Origin of the sequence: Erwinia psidii (genome assembly GCF_003846135.1) — a bacterium.
Taxonomy (GTDB): Bacteria; Pseudomonadota; Gammaproteobacteria; order Enterobacterales; family Enterobacteriaceae; genus Erwinia; species Erwinia psidii.
On record NZ_RHHM01000004.1, the window covers coordinates 175,081 to 191,947 of the forward strand.

Below are 16,867 nucleotides of genomic sequence, written 5' to 3' on the forward strand. Positions count from 1 at the left end.
AAATGAACATTCGTCCAACAGGTTTAGTTGATGTTACCCGTGTTAATTACCGCCTGGCTAAAGGCAATACGACAAATAATTCAACGGTTGAAGCCGCAGAGAATTTGCCGGTTGTTAATGTTCAGGAGGAGATATATAACGCCAGTGAAGAATTAGCAAGTTTGTTGAGTGTGTTTGGCCGTTTTACCCGCGCAAACAGAAAAAATGCCCCTGAGGAGAATGATTTTTTCGCGTCTGTGCTGGAAGAACAGGCAGAAGAAAAAATGGATACCCTGATTAAATATGTTGCCAGGCCGGGCACGCAAAATAACATACTTAATTTTGCCAGAGGGCTTTTCCCAAACGACAGTGATTTAATGATGGCGCTGCTTGAAATGCTATTAAGTCGCAAGTTGTCTGAGTTAAAAAAGAAAAAGATAAAGGAAGCGATAAGCGACTTAGAGAAGTTTGCCGATCAAAAAAAAATGCAATCTGGGATTAATGTTTCCCGTGTTGCCAGGCGATTTAGCACCAGAGATAACCGAAACTCACTGTCTGCGAAGGATTTAAGGCGCAGCTACCTGCGTTTTCTTGAACTTGAACTTCCGGCCGGATTTATTTATCAGGACTGGATCGATGAATTTGGTTACAGGAATCGTAAGCGTCTGCTTTCTTTTACTCTTTCCGCGTTGATCACGGATATTAAAGCTAATGAGCCCGGCATACAATTTGATGAATTTGGGCCGCTGAGTGCCAAATTGTCAGATGCGAGAGTGCTTAATACCCTGGATCAGTCATTAAATAAAAGCTTCAGCGATTTCATATTTTTCGAACAGTTGCGAAATGAAACAAAAGTAATCACTGAAGATGATATTGTTGGTGTTTACATGAAGGGGATCTTAAAATTCCCCAAATTTAAATCCCATCTGAAGACATTTATGGATGAGTTCATGTCGTCTTTGTTAATACGTCAACGCGCTGAAGTGATCCAGTCATTTTACAATATCTATAACATGACGCCAGACTTTATTTTTTCTGACAAAGTGTTCAAGGACAAAATACTGGAGATGATTTTATTGCTGTCAACAGATCTCCATAAGAAAGAAAAAACAACCGGCATCTGGTCTGAGTACTATATTTAGCCGTTATATCATTTTATTGGTGTATTGAAATAATGTTGAAAAATTTCATCGCGGAGATTCGCACCAGGCCAGAAATTATCATACTTGTAATGATGATTATGGTCGTGGTGATGCTTATTATCCCATTGCCAACTTATCTGGTTGATTTTTTGATTGGCCTTAATCTTACGATGTCTCTGTTGATATTTCTGAGCTCTTTTTACATTAAAAGGATGCTGGATTTTTCGACTTTCCCATCAATATTACTTATCAGTACTATCTTTCGCCTGGCGATTTCAATCAGTACCAGCCGATTAGTTCTGGCGGATGCCGATGCGGGCGAAATTATTGCCAGCTTTGGTGAGTTTGTGATCGCTGATAACCTCATCGTTGGTTTCGTTATTTTCTTTATCGTTACCATTGTGCAATTTATAGTTATCACTAAAGGTTCTGAACGTATTGCTGAAGTTGCGGCCCGATTTTCCCTTGATGCTATGCCCGGCAAGCAGATGAGTATTGATGCAGACTTAAAAGCAGGGGTGATAGACGAAAAAGAAGTTAAGCAGCGTCGCAGCGATCTTGAAGCGGAAAGCCAGCTTTATGGGGCGCTTGATGGGGCAATGAAGTTTATTAAAGGAGATGCCATAGCCGGCATAATTATCATCTTCGTGAATTTCCTGGGAGGAATTTCCGTTGGCGTTATGCAGCATGGTATGGATGTCTCTCACGCGCTGTCGGTTTTTACAATGCTTACCATTGGCGATGCGCTTGTCGGGCAAATCCCGGCACTGCTGACATCGATAAGTGCTGGCCTGATTGTTACCAGGGTCAATAACAGCAAAAATAATAATCTTGGTTCAAAAATAATTCAGGATTTGTTTTCGAATAAATTTATTCTGGTCATTACTGCTATTCTCTGTGTGGCTCTCGGGCTGTTGCCGGGTTTCCCATTAATTATTTTCTGCCTGTTGGCGGCTGTACTGATGGCTGTCTTTATTAAGCATAAATATGATGAGAAAAATAAGGGAAGTGCTGGCGAGAGTCATATGCAGGAAGATGATCAAGCGGAGCCAGTGAACAAACCTGTCATGATTGACGGAGAGTTTATTCCTGAAACTATTCCACTGATTATTTCTGCCTGGAAGGGATATGAAAGGTATTTTCAGGAAAATAATGTCGTTTCCATGCTGAAAAGAAATTTCTTCATTGAGTATGGTGTGCGTCTTCCCGACATTATTATAAATTATGAAGATAATGCAGAGCATGGAATACTGGGGGTGGCTATCAATGAGATAAAGGTGGCCGCCTACCATATTCTTCCCGATATGTGCAAAGTTTTGCTGCGGGGGGATGAGCTTCAGGTGATCGATCCTAACGTCACTATGGTTGAAACAGAACAGGGAAATGCATACTGGTTACCGCAGGAAAGAGCGACGAAAGCACACCAGCTTGGCTTTTTCACACGCAGCGCCACGGAAGAATTTTACGCCTGTATCTCGACACTTTTAGTACATAATATTACGGAGTTCTTTGGCATTCAGGAGACAAAAATCCTGCTTGATGACTTGGAGAAAAAATATCCAGAGTTACTCAAGGAATGTTACCGCAATAATACTGTACAACGTATTACCGAGGTATTTCAGCGCCTGCTGCAGGAACGCATATCAATCAGGAATATGCGGCTGATACTTGAAGCATTGGTGCAATGGGCACCTAAAGAAAAAGATCCGGTGATGCTGGTTGAACATGTGCGCGGTATTTTATCCCGTTACATATCCAACCGTTTTACTTCTAATGGGCGGATAAGAGCGTTGGTGATGTCTAATGATATGGAAAGTCTGATACGTAGCGGTATTCGCCAGGCGTCATCGGGTACATTCATTAATCTGCGGCCACCAGAAACAGAAAGTATTCTTCAGTGTTTAGACAACTGTATCAGAAAAAATGGTATCCATTCCAGAGACATTGTTCTGATGGTTTCAACGGATATTCGTCGTTTTGTGAAGAAAATTATTGAAGGTAGTTATCCAGAAATGGAGGTGCTTTCTTTTTCTGATATTGCCAGTGCTGTTGAAGTTGATGTCATCGATTCACTTGAAAATTTATAAGGAGTTTACATGAAACTTGACGTGGTAACATTACTTTCAGATATGCTTAACGAAGCTGGACTTGGTGATATTATTGATAATGACTTAAGTAACCACTCGACAATATCTCTAAAAATGAAAGATGATATTCCTACCATTAACATCAGAACAGAAGACGATCATGTCTGGGTCTGGGCTACAATTTGTGATTACAATCAGTCTGCCTTGAGTTATTGCAGTGATAATATTTTTACATTGATGTTTAACTTCAACGAGGATTTTTTTTATACCGGCCAGCCATGCCTTTATCCAATCGATGGTAACCTGGAATTGCGTGCGGTTATTAAAGATAAATTTCTTTTTTCACCTTCTGAATTTGTTGAAGTATTGGACCAGTACCTTAATATTTTGCAGGAATATCGACAGGTTCTGCTCTGATAATAAAGGCTTGATAATATGCTTGCACAGTGTTTTGTACATCTCGCGCATCCTGTACGTATTCAGGGCAGCCTCATTGAGGCCCACCTGCCGGGTACGAATATTGGCGAGATTTGTGAAATTCAGAAATCAATTCTTGAAACAGAGGTTATCGGCTTTGCTCAGGTTATTGGCTTCAATAAAGAATATACATTATTAAGCCTGCTTAACGACAATCATGGTTTTTCCCGTAACAATGTGCTGTTACCTACCGGCAGGCCATTTCGCGTGCTGGTTGATGAGAGCATCGCTGGCAGTATCATTGATGCAACTGGCGTAATCCGGGGGCGTCTTGATGACGTTCAGGTCACGCCTTTTATTCGCGGCGAGTATATTCCCGCCTGTGGCGCAGTGCGTGACTTCACCCAACGCCTGCCGATCGCCTCGCCTGTGATGACTGGCGTCAGGGCGATTGATGGCCTGCTTACCTGTGGCCAGGGGCAGCGTATTGGTATTTTTGCCGCCGCGGGCTGCGGTAAAACGTCGCTGATGAATATGATTATTGAGCATTCCGATGCTGATATTTATGTCATCGGTTTAATCGGTGAGCGAGGACGTGAAGTCACCGAGTTTGTTGAAGAAGTTAAAAAATCATCCAGACGTTCACAGGTTATTCTGGTTTATGCCACCTCCGATCGCTCCTGTACTGAACGCTGTAACGCCGCGCAGATCGCCTCTTCTGTCGCCTGTTATTTTAGCGACCGGGGCAAAAATGTTCTGTTGTTTATCGATTCTGTCACCCGCTATGCCCGTGCGTTAAGGGATATGGCGCTTACGATGGGAGAGCTTCCCGCACGGCAGGGCTACCCGGCGTCGGTATTTGAGGCGTTACCGAGATTGCTGGAGCGGCCGGGACGTTTCCACACAGGGTCAGTGACGGCGTTCTACACGGTATTGATTGAAAATGAAGAAGAACAGGACGTGATTGGTGATGAAGTACGTTCTATTCTCGATGGCCATATCTATCTGAGCAGAAAGCTTGCAGCTAAAGGTCATTATCCCGCCATTGATGTGTTGCAGAGTATCAGCAGGGTGTTTAACCAGGTTACTGACGTTCAGCAGCAACAAATGGCGGCACGTTTTCGCGATCTGCTGGTTCGTCAGCGGGACATGCAGCTTTATATCGATCTGGGTGAATACCGGCAGGGCGAAAATCAGGAGAATGATGTTGCGTTTGCCAAAAAGACATTAATGGAGCGTTTTCTTAAACAAGATATGGCAGAAAGCACGAATATGTCAGCATGTCTGGAGGCTATGTATGAATGTCTGGCGTGAAGGTCGTACATTTGTCTCCATGCTTGAGCGTAAGCAGCACCTGCTGAGCGGCGATATTGTGAAAGTCAGAAATACAATCGCGCAAATAAAGCAACATATTGCGCTGCAATATAAAGAACATGAAGAGATAAATCAGAAAATAAAAAATCTGACGCCCTCAGGCGTAACCAGCAGAAGTGAAATTTATCAGAGGATCAGACGTCAGGGTACATTACTGAGTCAGCAACAGAACATTATCCAAAAAATAAATCAGCTCGAAAGTGAGCGGTCCGATAATGAGCAAATGCTACAACACCACCTTGAGGCGATGATCCTGTTAGACAAACGGCATCATAAAATGAGCGGATATTTGCAGGAAATTCGCAAAATGCATTTAAGGCGAAGAGCAAACAACAGAGAAAATGAAGTTCAGGAGATGGCCGGGCATGTCAGTAAAAATCACTGAAGTAGTAAATAATGTTACCTGTGACGATGCTGTTTCAGAAGATGACACGCTTTCTGAATTGGTTCGTCGAAAAATAAAATCGAAATCCGCGGAGCAACTAACGCAAATACCTCACGGTATGGCCATTCAGTTATTTTCATCAGCGGAAAATTATTCTCTTACTTCTGGCGGTCTGTCTTCAGAAGAAAATAAAAATGCTCTGGTAAACATAACGGAGAAAAAAGAGGAGACCACTTTTTCCTGGAAAGATGACAAAAAGTTTCTGCTGCAGGAAAAAAATTCCCGACGGCTAACTATGATTGCCAGCACCGCTGCTGATGCCGGGCAGGTAAATCACCTCAAAGCTACTCATGCTGCGACGGGGAATGACGTTAGCAAACCGCTGCTGAATAGTGGCCTTACAACGAATACTGAGCTGCAACAACAGATTTTGCAGAATGCGGCACGGCAAGAGAGGTTATTGTCCTCCTTTGATGCGGAGAAAAAAACAAAGAAAAACCAGGGTTCAGATGCGAACCTTCAACAGAACCAGACGGTCTCGCTCAACGAGGAGTCGACAACAGAAAGTCAGACAGCCAGCACTGCAGAACATTCCCGCCTTTCAATTACCGCAATGTTGCAAAACAAAATGCGCACGCAGGCGACAGCCTCTTTTGCAGATAACCATTCGCTGAATCTTGATTACAAATTTCAACAGTGGTCCGGCGATCATTCTGTGAAAGTGTCGCTCCCTGTTGAGAAGGGTCGGGAAGGGAACCTTACCCTGCTGCCTTCCGGCTCACGCGCCGCAGAAATCCTGAGCAGCCAGTTTAGCCATCTCACCAGTCATACACCAAAGCTGCTTGAACCTGACCGTGATGGCGATCAACAGCGGCGTCAACAACAGAATACTCAGGATGAGGAGCAGGAATGAGTTTATGGCGGCATCTGCGTCAGTATGACGCCAGACAAACACCGTTAGAGCGTCATGTGCGTGAGCATCCTGGCAGTAAAATTGCTGCTATGCGCGAAGATTGCCGCTATCTGTGCCTGTCACTGAACAATGCAGCACAGGACGAGGCAGAAGCATATCTTGATCTCGATCGGTGGCTGTGCGAAATGGCGGTCCACCTGCCCGGTATTGCCTGGCAACAGGTACCTTCAGGCTATCTGCTGCGCTGGCTGAATAATATGCAGTTGAGTTTCCTGGTGGAAAATACGCTCTGGAACGTGCAGGCGATGACCATGTTCAATCAGGAACTGCCTGGAGAAATGCTTTTAATTCCGGCAAAGCCATGTCCGCTGCTTTGTTTTCAATGGCCTGTAACGCAGAACAGGGACATGCAGACTGGCGGCAGGCTTTACGCACAGATGCCATTTACGTTGCGTTATGTGCTTGGAAACAGTCAGCTACCGTTATCAGTGCTGATCGACGTTGCCCTGGGCGATCTGCTGCTGATAACGCGTTACTCGCCATGTCTGACGATTGGTCAACGGCGTTTATTTACTTTTCACTATCATCAGGATCAGGAGATCATTGTGGAGCAGCAGATATATGAAGAGTCGCAGGAATATCGTGCGGAAGAAGAAGCCTTATTGCAGTGGTCAAAGCTGCCGGTCGATATTGAGTTTGTGTTGGACAGTCATACCGTAACCTTGGCTGAACTAAATAATATTGCGCCAGGTGAGGTAATGCCACTCAGTCCGCAGGCGGAAAAAACGGTAAAAATATATCTTAACAAAGCGCTGTTCGCTCGCGGTGAACTGGTCGCTCTGGAAAGTGGAATGCTCGCAGTTGAAATAAATCAGATTAATCAACTGGCTGATGGCTTAGTGGATTATCCCAATGCTGAATAATGATATTTCATTAATTGCGCTTTTATCTTTTTTTTCGCTACTGCCTTTTATTATCGCAGGTGGAACCTGCTTTATTAAATTTTCTATCGTGCTGGTGATGGTACGTAATGCGTTGGGCATACAACAGGTACCGTCTAACCTGACATTAAACGGAGTAGCATTAATCCTGACCGCCTTTGTTATGATGCCTGTATGCCAAAAAATCACCACGTATGCTGAAGAAAATAATCTTGATTTCAACAACACGCATGCTATTAACAAACTTTTTGATCATGGTCTTGACAGCTATCGCGAATATCTGGTGCGTTATTCGGATCGTGAGCTGATTCTTTTCTTTAACAAGGTCCACCAGCGGCAACTGAATGAAGATGATATTAAGGTAGAGGAACACGAGCTGAGCAGGCTTCCCTTAATGACCTTAATGCCAGCCTACGCATTAAGTGAGATCCAAAGTGCGTTTAAAATTGCCTTTTTTCTCTACATTCCTTTTGTGGTGATCGATATGGTGGTGTCGAGCATCTTGCTGGCTCTGGGAATGATGATGATGAGTCCGGTCACTATCTCAATTCCTATAAAGCTTATTCTTTTTGTTGCGATGAACGGATGGACATTACTGACCAAGGGTATGATATCGCAATACGCCGAACTGATGACAACATGAATAATATATTATTTATTAGCAACTCAGCTCTAATTGTTGTGTTAAAGCTTTCTGCTGTTCCAATCGCTTTTGCAACAATAGTGGGTATTATTGTTGGCCTGTTTCAGACGGTTATGCAAATACAGGAACAAACGCTGCCATTTGGATTAAAGATGCTCGCGGTTTTTGCCAGTATATTTATTTTAATCGAATGGTTTTCTGCCGAGATGATGAATTTCGCTACTCAGGCGTTTCAAATGGCCTTCAGATAAAAGCGGTTATTTATGCTGGTTGTTGCTCTTTATCTTCATTTTCAACACAGTGTTCTCACCTTTGTTATGGCCTATGCGAGACTGGCGCTGGTTTTTTATCTTCTGCCAGCATTGGGAGAGCGTATTCTTTCTAATCTGATTATTAAAAATGTTGTTATCTCGTTGGTTATTATTGGTCTGTGGCCATGCCTTGGGCAGGAGGTCAGACCGGAACAGGGATGGCTAACCCTACTTGTTAAAGAGTGTGTTATTGGCCTGATACTGGCAATGACGCTTTGCGTGCCTTTCTGGATTGCAGCCGTGCTGGGTGAAATCATAGACAATCAGCGTGGAGCTACGATCAGTGACAGTATTGACCCGGTCAACGGGAGCCAGTCTTCGGTGCTGTCTGGCTTTCTGAGTTTTGCCTTTAGCGCCATTTTTTTTGCCAGCAACGGTATGCATTTACTGATGGAGGTTTTAGCGCAGAGCTACCAGGTTTTCCCGCGCGGTAATGAGCTAACCGGTTTTGTCTGGCTGGAAGCCGGACGTCTGCTGGCGGTTCTGATGCAGGTTAGTATCCTGCTGGCGGCACCTGTTTTGATTGTGCTGATGGTCTCGGAGGTTATGCTGGGTGTATTTGCCCGTTATTGTCCGCAACTGAATCCTTTTTCTTTATCTCTGGCGATTAAAAGCTTTATCGCTTTCTCTGTCTTTCTGTTTTACGGTTTTAACGCCTTGTCAGAAAAACCGCTGAAAATATTTTATGTGGTGACATTACAACATTTTTTCCCCTGATGGAGGCATTATCATGGCAGAAAAAACAGAAAAACCGACGGATAAACGGCGACAAAAATCAGCTAAGAAAGGCCAGGTATTTAAGAGTAAAGATCTTATCAGCACGGGCATTCTGCTTTCCGGGATTTATTTTCTGTCCGATGTGGTCAGGTTCCAGGACTTTATGGAACTTTATACATTTTTGCTGGTAAATGGATCTGATATTAATCTGAAAGATTTTATGACGTCACTGATGCATGTTTTTTTAAAAATGGCTTTGCCATTTATTGTGCTTTGCTGTGCCTCAGGTTATGCCACAACCCTGTTGCAAACGCGATTTTCCTTAGCCACAGAGGCAATTAAACTGAATTTCAAGGCACTAAATCCCGTGCAGGGATTTAAAAAGATTTTCAGTATGCGCACGGCAAAAGAGTTGGTTAAATCCATATTCTATCTTTTTGTTTTTATTTGCACTTGTTACCTTTTTATTAAGGATGATGTTGGCCATATTCTGACAATCTATCATTTGACTATTCCACAGCTAATTAATGTCTGGGTCGCTTTGGTTGTTAAGGCTGTGCTCATATTTATTGCCTGTGCGCTTATTGTTCTGCTTGCTGATTTCCTTGCGGAGTATTTTCTGCACTTTAAGGAACTTAAGATGGATAAGCATGAGGTAAAACAGGAACGTAAGGAAAATGACGGTAATCCAGAAATAAAAAGCGCAAGACGGCGAACGCATCAGGAAATTCTTTCCGGTGAGAATAAGGCAGCTATAAGAAATTCATCGGTAGTGATAGCCAATCCAACCCATATAGCCGTGGCGATCTACTTCAATCCTGAAATGGCCTCGTTGCCCTTCATCGCTTTACGTGCAAGCAATATGAAAGCATTGGCGGCGATTGCCTATGCGGAAAAAATTGGTGTCCCAGTGGTTCGGTACATTCCTCTGGCACGTAAGCTCTATCGTAATTATCGGCAGTACAGTTTTATCTCACTTAATGATGATCTGCTGTTGGACGTGATGGATGTCCTGATCTGGCTACGGCAGGTAGAAACCGCGGGCATCGAGTTGCCGCAACAGGAAGTGAAAGAGGATAATTCCGGTAAAACACCATCCGATTGAGGCCATTAAAGGCGTACGTTTTTTTTGTATTCAGTACAGTGATATCACCGTATTATACGGTTTATTTTACTGACTACATTGCAAGTAAAACACGTTGGTTTACGTATTTAACGCATAATGTTTGAGGTAAAAATGAGTGGTAATGACAGCATGGAAAATACTCAGAATAAAGACTCATCAATGACAGAGGATGATATTGAAAGTTATACACATGGGTTAATTGATGCCATCCAGAATGGCGCTGCGTTAAAAGACGTTCAGGGCGTTTCTGATGAGACAATGCACGATGTATATCGTCTGGCATATGAGTTCTATCATCACGGAAAGCTTAATGACGCTGAGTCATTGTTTCGGTTTTTGTGTGTTTATGATTTTTATAACCCAGAATACGCGATGGGATTAGCCGCTGTTCACCAGCTGAAAAAAAATTACAGCAAGGCGATTGATTTTTATGCGTTAGCATATTCCCTTGCAAAAGAGGATTATCGGCCGATGTTCTACGCAGGTCAATGTAATCTGATGTTGCGCCGTGCGGTGCAGGCGAAGCAATGTTTTGAAATTGTTATGAGCAAATGCCACGACGCCCCGTTAAAAGAAAAAGCGGAAGCCTATTTGTCAGCATTGAGAGAAATAAGTGATGGAAGTAACAAAGATCCGTCATCGGAGAATAATGAGGACTTGTAATGAATATACCATCTAATGGTCGTAGCTTGTTGGACCTGATAATCACCGGGTCAGAAGAGGCAAACTGTAACGAGATCAAAAAAAAAAATGAGCTGGCGCGACGGTTTGGCAATACGGCATTCAGAGAGCATATCAGAGCCGAAAGTGTTAATAACGCGCTTAATACATTGCAGCCTGAACAATTATTGAATGTGTTACAAAGTACCCGTAACGCGGTAAGTGGTATGGGGGGGAATACCAACCTTGAACAGCAGGAAATTCCAGAGCTGACTCAGCCGAAGCCCGTGGCCAGTGAGACGAATGGCGTCGACGGCGATGCCAGCGTGACGAAGAACAGCTATGAACAGCTGAGTTTGAATGCAAAGCTGATTGCATTGTTAGGGACAGTTATTGAGCTAAATATGGGCAGTTCTGTACAAAAAGCGCAGTCAGAACTCAATACCTTTAACGCTGTGTTCAAAGGCTTGCAAACGCAATTTACTCAGCTGTCCGGGGAGCTCGTTACGCAGGGTAAGGCGTATACGGCGTGCCAGGATAACCTGTCAGCGATGAACAAGCAGGCACAGGAACTGAACGGTAAAGTGGATAAAGCGCAGGCGGATCTTAATACCCACCAGGATAAATTAAACCGCCTCGAAGCGCAGGCTGCTGGAAAGAATCCAATCCCCGGCGCTTTGCAACAACAGATTGATCAGGCCAGGAAGGCAGTCAGGACGGCGCAGGAGGCGCTGAACGTGGCGCAAAATAAATATAATAGCTTTGTCGTTGGCCCGTTGAGTCAAGCCAAAGCAGCCCTGGCAGAGGCCAAAAATAATCTTCAGGCTACGATAAACAAATCCCAGAATCAGATACAAAACGTGACAACACAACAGTTGTATTTAGTGGAATCCAGCCTTCAGCAGAAGGGAGAAAGTGAGCGAAGCCTGACTTACTTACTGGCACTGATGCACCAGCTCATTCAACAGAACAGCAATAATGAAATGAGCTCCTCGCTGAAATTGAAGCAGGCCCTTGCGGAAGCAGCGATAAAAGACGCGGAAAGAAAGGATGCGGAATATAAAGAGCAGGTACGCAAGGCAGAAGACATGCAAAAAACGATGGGGTGCATCGGAAAAACGCTTGGATGGTTGATTACGGGGATCAGTTTTGCGGCGGCATTATTTACCGGTGGCGCCTCTCTTGCATTGGCGGCGGTCGGACTGGCGCTGGCTGTCGGTGATGAAATTTATCAGGCGGTAACGGGGGAGTCCTATATGCAAAAAATGATGAACCCGTTGATGGAGAAAGTTATTCAACCCGTCATGGATTTCTTAAGCAAAGTATATTCTGACCTTCTTAAGTCATTTGGTGTTGATAACAACGCCGCAGAACTTGCCGGGCAGATTATTGCTGCGGTTACCGTTGCCGTTGCTATGGCCGCAGGAATGATGGTTGCCGGCGCAGCGGTAGCTAAGCTGGCGGGTGCTGTAGTGAAAAAAGTAGCACAAACCGCTGTGGGACGTGTGTTAAAAACCCTCGGCCAAAATATCAGTAAGAAGGTTATGGGCTCTGCCGCCAACAAGATGACAAAAATGGCAAAGATAGCCAATAATATGGAAAAGGTATCGACCGCGGCATCAGTTGTCAATACTGGTTTGGGGATAGCCAGCAATATTTATGTTGCCAAACTGGGGGTTGATGCGTCAAAAATACTGGCAAAGTTAATTGAGAATGCGGCTTTGATGAATGTACTCAATGAAATGATGGAGAGCATTATTGAGATCTTTACCCGTAAATTACAGACGTTAAACGATACCTTCAAAAATCTCACTCAGTTACTCGAAGACCAGTTAAAAAAGGGAAAATATATTGCAAATAAAATGAGCTCAGTCGCAGTGTAATTTTCTAAACTTTTAAAAAGATACAGGAGATTTAAACTTATGATATATACAAATTTGTCCGCTCTTACGCTTCAGAATAAGTCGATTCATTATGATCGCGTAACGAATTATATCGCTTCTGATGAAAATGAAGTGGCGCAGAATGTCACAGCTAAGGTAAATGATTTTAGTATATTAGCTGAACAGCAAGGCGGTATTGCTTCTTTGCTGAATGGACAAAGTATTATGAGTAATAATACTGAAACGAAACCTGAGTTGGCAATGCCTGTTAATCAGGAAAAAAAGTTGAATGCTGAGCAGAGTAAAGCACTGCTTTCATCATCGACGGCTTTACTAAGCAATACGGATGCGGATCAGCTGAATAATATTGCCGCCTCTGCTGCCACGCTTATGACATCGCATATCAACAGCATTCAGGTAAGTAATAAGCAGGTTGCAAACGCAGACGCAGAGATTACCGGTAAAGTTTCTGAAAACAGCACCACTAATACCCGTTCCCATGTGGCTGTTGAGACGGGAACCGATATTACTGACGTCAGTAATACCTCCTTTAAATTTCTTAAAGTTGTACCCAATTTAAACCAGGCAGAAATGGAAAATTTTGCCACTTTGACAATGAATGATTCACAAAAAAATTCGGCTATATCAGGATCAACTTTTTCAGAACTGGGGATGAAAAGCACTGAAAAAAGCGGACAACACTCAATTAAGGCAAAAATCAATGATCTGACGGGAACAATCGCGGGAGGCGCTGTAAACTTAACGGGACAGGGTGTGAGTGCCAGCAAAATGCTCAATGCAACGGCTAAAAAAGGTAAAGCAATTGAGAGTGAACTGGGCAAGGCGAATAAGCTCCAACAGGGTCTGAACACTAACCAGAATATGATCAAACAAGGTTCTCAATCTATGCTCCAACAGGGTAAATCCCTTAACGGTGATGTTCAAAGCGTTATGTCCGGTAGTGACAGCCAAACAATGTTTAAAATCGAAGAGCACCGCAATAATTTCAACCTTGTTGATAACCATGTGCAAAAAGTCCGTAGTCAGTCTGACGTTATATCCCAGGCTACTAATACAGCCCAGGACACTATCAATAAATCCTTCTCGATAAACTCTGTACAAGAAACGGCACAGGCCGATTTAGCACGCGCTGACCAGACAGTAAAAAGCGAAATTGCCTCCATCCACCAGCAGACCGGGAAGAAAACACACGATACGCAAAATTCGTTGAGCCAAACTTTCGAGACTATTAGAAATTCGAATAACAGTACTGCGAGCTCGGTTACTGAAAAAGTTCGTTAATAATCCCATATATACCAGCGGGGAATCCCTTCCCGCTGTATGCTGGAGAAGCAGTAATGACTGAACTAAGTAATAACACGAATATAAGCTCGTCTGTTTTAATTACGAGGCTGTTTGCTACAAAACAAGCTGCTGATAATGATATGACAACCAAAATGGACACTTATACGGCTATTACAGACAGCCAAAGCGCTGAAGCGGATCCTGTTGCCTTAAGGCTGGCCCTGAATTGCTTGCTGCCTGATGAGAGTGACCAATATACATTAGCTGCTACTGCACAAAAAATAGCTCAGCTCGAAGCGTATCTTGTCGACAATCAGTTAGATAAGAGCGAATACGCTGGAGATAAATTATCTGTCGCGATGCAAAAGACAGAACAGGTATATAAGTCCAGCAGTGCAGCCACAGAAGATGACATTGTAACGCTGATAAATAAACAGCAACAGTTAGTTAAGATTTCGTCAGATGCTACTGATGAGATTAAAATCGAGCTTCGCAATCAATCCCTGCGTATTGAATCCACTTTAGTGCAGGCAGCGTCTGTCCTGACGGAGGAGAGTGGTAACAGTCATAAAGACTTAACAGACGGTATTTCCGATTTAATAGACAATGTCAAAGAAAATTATTTTGATAAATACTCAGATTTAATGAAGCATTACACGGAACTTTACCAGTTGTACAATGAGACAGTTCTGGCGACAGCGGCTAAAGTTGTAACAAGCGGCAAAGACGGAAACAGCGTGACGTTTAACGCAACACAAATGAAAGAAGCCTACGATCAGTTTGAAAAACAAGTCGCGTCTCTTGAAGAAAAATTGGGCAGCGTGTCGGGGTGGGGATATATGAGTGATAGTGAAAAAGAAGCAACCAGGACCATAATGGCACCGGCTTTTGATGTCTCTGACAATGGGACAATAACATTCAATCTCAGTGAGTATAATAGCTCGCCAAATTATCCAACGGGTGCCAGCGATTCCAGTTGGGAAGCTGATATCGCTACCACAACGTATCAGTCCTGGCTTGCCTCGTTTAATGCTGTGGGCACTTCGCTGCAAAGCTATATGCAGACTTTTGCTCAGCGTTACAGCCAGTCCGTCAGCACTTTTAATAACTTAACCAGTTTATTAATTAATAACATCAGCGTGTTAAATGAATACCCAAAAGAGGTGTTTAAAAATTTAACCTGATAATAAAGAAAAGCAGGGTGCCTGATGGTCCTTTCTGTCCTGGTGCTTCAGTACCTTTGTTTCACAAACATTGTTCAGTCTGTTACGTGATGAGTTGAGTACTCTTTACAGCGAAATGTCTGTCCTTCTGATGATGGAAAATGGTGACTGTGACACAGGTAGCGCCTCAACCCCACTGTTCTGAGGTATTCCCGATGGACTGTCGGCTACTTGCTTTTGGCACCCCGGTAAAAATTAACTAGCTCAGGGATATTTTATGCCTAATATTACTTCTGCTCACAGGCCCCTAATTACTGATATCAATCAGAACGATTCCAATAAGGCGAATGCCAATCAGGGCAGTACGCTTTTAAATTCTCTTAAGTCCGTTGAAAGTGACTCTTCCGCTTTCCATCAGTTTATAAAATTACCACAGGTAAAAGAAACAGAAACCCTGTTCACACAGACGGCAATGGAATATGTTCCTGACAGCCTGCGAAATACGAAGCTGGACGATGACGGTGAACACGCAAAATTTCTGCTGGGCATTCTTGCCAGAGAAGCCACGCAGCAAGATAAGAAAACTTTCGATAACATTTGCAAAAACCTGCTTAAGAGCAATCAGGCGAAAATAAGTGAAAGTGCCCGCAATTCTGCACAGGAAAATGTGGCAAAAGGCCTTAATGAATTAATATCAAAACATGGTCAATGTGCATTTTCAAAATATCTTAGTGAGTGTAAGGAGCATTGCCGACAGGCATGGTGCTACCATCACAACTGTGCGGATACCAACGTTGCGGATGAAGACATTTTCGATGATTCATTCCTGGCGTGTCATTCTCTTCTGACGGGTCAAATTAAAGACCTGATCGAGCATAAATATTCCTGGGTTGAATTAACCGAGAAAGCAAATTTCATCCTGTGTGCATCTGAATCGATGGTGAAAACGTTAAAATTCCACGATGCACAGGAGCCAAAAAAAGCGGAGGAGCCGGGTAAAACCGATGGCGAGTCTGAAATCGATGGCCCGCAGCTTCTCCCGCATCAGGAAATACCAGCCAGCGGTGATAAATCAGATCCCGGGGATCGTAGCATTCATATCAACGTTGAGGGCAGTAAAGCGCATGCTTCCGTTGGTTCAAAGGATGTGTCCCAGGATGTGGGCAGCACGTCCTGGGATTTTGGCCGCGATCTGATTAAGGCAGAAATCAATGAAAAGGAAAAAATAGGGCTTCTTAAAGATTTTCTGGCCCGGCAATTTAGTGGGAAGCCCCCGGAAATTTTGTCACTTATTGAACAGGTGACGCCATTTGACGAGCATACTGATGCATCGTCATTGCCTGATTCCATGCCTGATGTGACGCAATCCATTGGCCAGCGACGCGGATCTGCGGATGTGGCACTGAATCGCGGCGGCAAATTTCGCAGCCTTGCTGATAACAAAGCAATCAGCGTAGCTGATAATCTGACGCACGCGTCGTCATTTGATGAAATTGATGGTCCGTCATCAGACGGTTTAAAGCCGTCTCAGTCGCCAGGCCCATTAACGGTATTATCCCGGGCTGAAAGCCCCGTTAACACGGATGGCAGTGCGCCACATTCCGCGGCCCTGACTTCACCGGCGGGCATGCATACGCCGGCGTCGCTCAATACAGACAGGCCGCAGATGGCCGGCACTGAAGCGACGGCGGCAGACATCCTGGCAAAGACCGAAAGCCTGGCACGTTGGATTGCCACTGATGGTAACTGGTTGGGGGGGGCGGGCGATTTTGCGCCTGCGTTAATGACCCGCCTGTATCCGAACGTGACGCTGCACATCAA

Annotated in this window: 16 protein-coding genes; all 16 read left to right on the plus strand. The window is 44.0% G+C overall.

Features of this window, described 5'->3' with window-relative positions:
• Positions 1-2 precede the first annotated feature (2 nt).
• Positions 3-1,121 carry a type III secretion system gatekeeper subunit SctW gene (gene sctW / locus EB241_RS06930; protein ID WP_124232470.1) on the plus strand — a complete coding sequence of 373 codons (1,119 nt, stop codon included), beginning with the start codon at positions 3-5 and terminating at the stop codon, positions 1,119-1,121.
• 32 nt (positions 1,122-1,153) lie between these two features.
• Entirely contained in the window at positions 1,154-3,208 is a 2,055-nt protein-coding gene (locus EB241_RS06935) for an EscV/YscV/HrcV family type III secretion system export apparatus protein (RefSeq protein ID WP_124232471.1), read from the plus strand.
• A 9-nt stretch (positions 3,209-3,217) separates the two neighbouring features.
• On the plus strand, positions 3,218-3,625 hold the full coding sequence (locus EB241_RS06940; protein WP_124232472.1) for an InvB/SpaK family type III secretion system chaperone: 408 nt from the start codon (positions 3,218-3,220) through the stop codon (positions 3,623-3,625).
• Between the two features lie 18 nt (positions 3,626-3,643).
• Positions 3,644-4,939 (plus strand): type III secretion system ATPase SctN, encoded by a 1,296-nt coding sequence (gene sctN, locus EB241_RS06945; protein ID WP_124232473.1) that lies wholly within the window; start codon positions 3,644-3,646, stop codon positions 4,937-4,939.
• Positions 4,923-5,384, plus strand: a complete 462-nt coding sequence (locus tag EB241_RS06950; protein ID WP_124232474.1) for a ribosomal eL19 family protein — start codon at positions 4,923-4,925, stop codon at positions 5,382-5,384. The genes sctN and EB241_RS06950 overlap by 17 nt, the downstream gene beginning before the upstream one ends.
• The gene (locus EB241_RS06955; protein WP_124232475.1) at positions 5,365-6,297 is read left to right on the plus strand and encodes a SpaN/EivJ family type III secretion system needle length determinant; all 933 of its coding nucleotides are present in this window, start codon (positions 5,365-5,367) and stop codon (positions 6,295-6,297) included. The genes EB241_RS06950 and EB241_RS06955 overlap by 20 nt, the downstream gene beginning before the upstream one ends.
• The gene (locus tag EB241_RS06960; RefSeq protein WP_124232476.1) at positions 6,294-7,220 is read left to right on the plus strand and encodes a FliM/FliN family flagellar motor switch protein; all 927 of its coding nucleotides are present in this window, start codon (positions 6,294-6,296) and stop codon (positions 7,218-7,220) included. Before EB241_RS06955 ends, EB241_RS06960 begins: the two co-directional genes overlap by 4 nt.
• Positions 7,213-7,881, plus strand: coding sequence for an EscR/YscR/HrcR family type III secretion system export apparatus protein (locus EB241_RS06965; RefSeq protein ID WP_407644260.1), 669 nt, complete (start codon positions 7,213-7,215; stop codon positions 7,879-7,881). Before EB241_RS06960 ends, EB241_RS06965 begins: the two co-directional genes overlap by 8 nt.
• Positions 7,878-8,132, plus strand: a complete 255-nt coding sequence (gene sctS / locus EB241_RS06970; protein ID WP_124232478.1) for a type III secretion system export apparatus subunit SctS — start codon at positions 7,878-7,880, stop codon at positions 8,130-8,132. Before EB241_RS06965 ends, sctS begins: the two co-directional genes overlap by 4 nt.
• 12 nt (positions 8,133-8,144) lie before the next feature.
• Entirely contained in the window at positions 8,145-8,909 is a 765-nt protein-coding gene (gene sctT, locus EB241_RS06975; RefSeq protein ID WP_124232479.1) for a type III secretion system export apparatus subunit SctT, read from the plus strand.
• Positions 8,910-8,922: 13 nt separating this feature from the next.
• Positions 8,923-10,014, plus strand: a complete 1,092-nt coding sequence (locus tag EB241_RS06980) for an EscU/YscU/HrcU family type III secretion system export apparatus switch protein (RefSeq protein ID WP_124232480.1) — start codon at positions 8,923-8,925, stop codon at positions 10,012-10,014.
• A gap of 180 nt (positions 10,015-10,194) precedes the next feature.
• Positions 10,195-10,698, plus strand: a complete 504-nt coding sequence (gene sicA / locus EB241_RS06985) for a type III secretion system translocator chaperone SicA (protein ID WP_233592558.1) — start codon at positions 10,195-10,197, stop codon at positions 10,696-10,698.
• Between the two features lie 191 nt (positions 10,699-10,889).
• Positions 10,890-12,578, plus strand: a complete 1,689-nt coding sequence (gene sctE, locus EB241_RS06990; protein ID WP_233592559.1) for a type III secretion system translocon subunit SctE — start codon at positions 10,890-10,892, stop codon at positions 12,576-12,578.
• 39 nt (positions 12,579-12,617) lie between these two features.
• Positions 12,618-13,880: a hypothetical protein gene (locus EB241_RS06995; RefSeq protein ID WP_124232483.1), complete on the plus strand. Its 1,263-nt coding sequence runs from the start codon at positions 12,618-12,620 to the stop codon at positions 13,878-13,880.
• 56 nt (positions 13,881-13,936) lie between these two features.
• Positions 13,937-15,067: an IpaD/SipD/SspD family type III secretion system needle tip protein gene (locus EB241_RS07000; protein WP_124232484.1), complete on the plus strand. Its 1,131-nt coding sequence runs from the start codon at positions 13,937-13,939 to the stop codon at positions 15,065-15,067.
• A 256-nt stretch (positions 15,068-15,323) separates the two neighbouring features.
• Positions 15,324-16,867 (plus strand): hypothetical protein (locus tag EB241_RS20885; RefSeq protein WP_158612393.1); only part of this gene is annotated, 1,544 nt, incomplete at its 3' end.

Coding starts and splice junctions, on each gene's coding strand:
- EB241_RS06980 (WP_124232480.1), top strand. CDS start 8,923: ATGGCAGAAAAAACAGAAAAACCGACGGATAAACGGCGACAAAAATCA.
- EB241_RS06960 (WP_124232476.1), top strand. CDS start 6,294: ATGAGTTTATGGCGGCATCTGCGTCAGTATGACGCCAGACAAACACCG.
- sctW (WP_124232470.1), top strand. CDS start 3: ATGAACATTCGTCCAACAGGTTTAGTTGATGTTACCCGTGTTAATTAC.
- sicA (WP_233592558.1), top strand. CDS start 10,195: ATGACAGAGGATGATATTGAAAGTTATACACATGGGTTAATTGATGCC.
- EB241_RS06935 (WP_124232471.1), top strand. CDS start 1,154: ATGTTGAAAAATTTCATCGCGGAGATTCGCACCAGGCCAGAAATTATC.
- sctN (WP_124232473.1), top strand. CDS start 3,644: ATGCTTGCACAGTGTTTTGTACATCTCGCGCATCCTGTACGTATTCAG.
- EB241_RS07000 (WP_124232484.1), top strand. CDS start 13,937: ATGACTGAACTAAGTAATAACACGAATATAAGCTCGTCTGTTTTAATT.
- sctT (WP_124232479.1), top strand. CDS start 8,145: ATGCTGGTTGTTGCTCTTTATCTTCATTTTCAACACAGTGTTCTCACC.
- EB241_RS06995 (WP_124232483.1), top strand. CDS start 12,618: ATGATATATACAAATTTGTCCGCTCTTACGCTTCAGAATAAGTCGATT.
- EB241_RS06940 (WP_124232472.1), top strand. CDS start 3,218: ATGAAACTTGACGTGGTAACATTACTTTCAGATATGCTTAACGAAGCT.
- EB241_RS06955 (WP_124232475.1), top strand. CDS start 5,365: ATGTCAGTAAAAATCACTGAAGTAGTAAATAATGTTACCTGTGACGAT.
- sctS (WP_124232478.1), top strand. CDS start 7,878: ATGAATAATATATTATTTATTAGCAACTCAGCTCTAATTGTTGTGTTA.
- EB241_RS06950 (WP_124232474.1), top strand. CDS start 4,923: ATGAATGTCTGGCGTGAAGGTCGTACATTTGTCTCCATGCTTGAGCGT.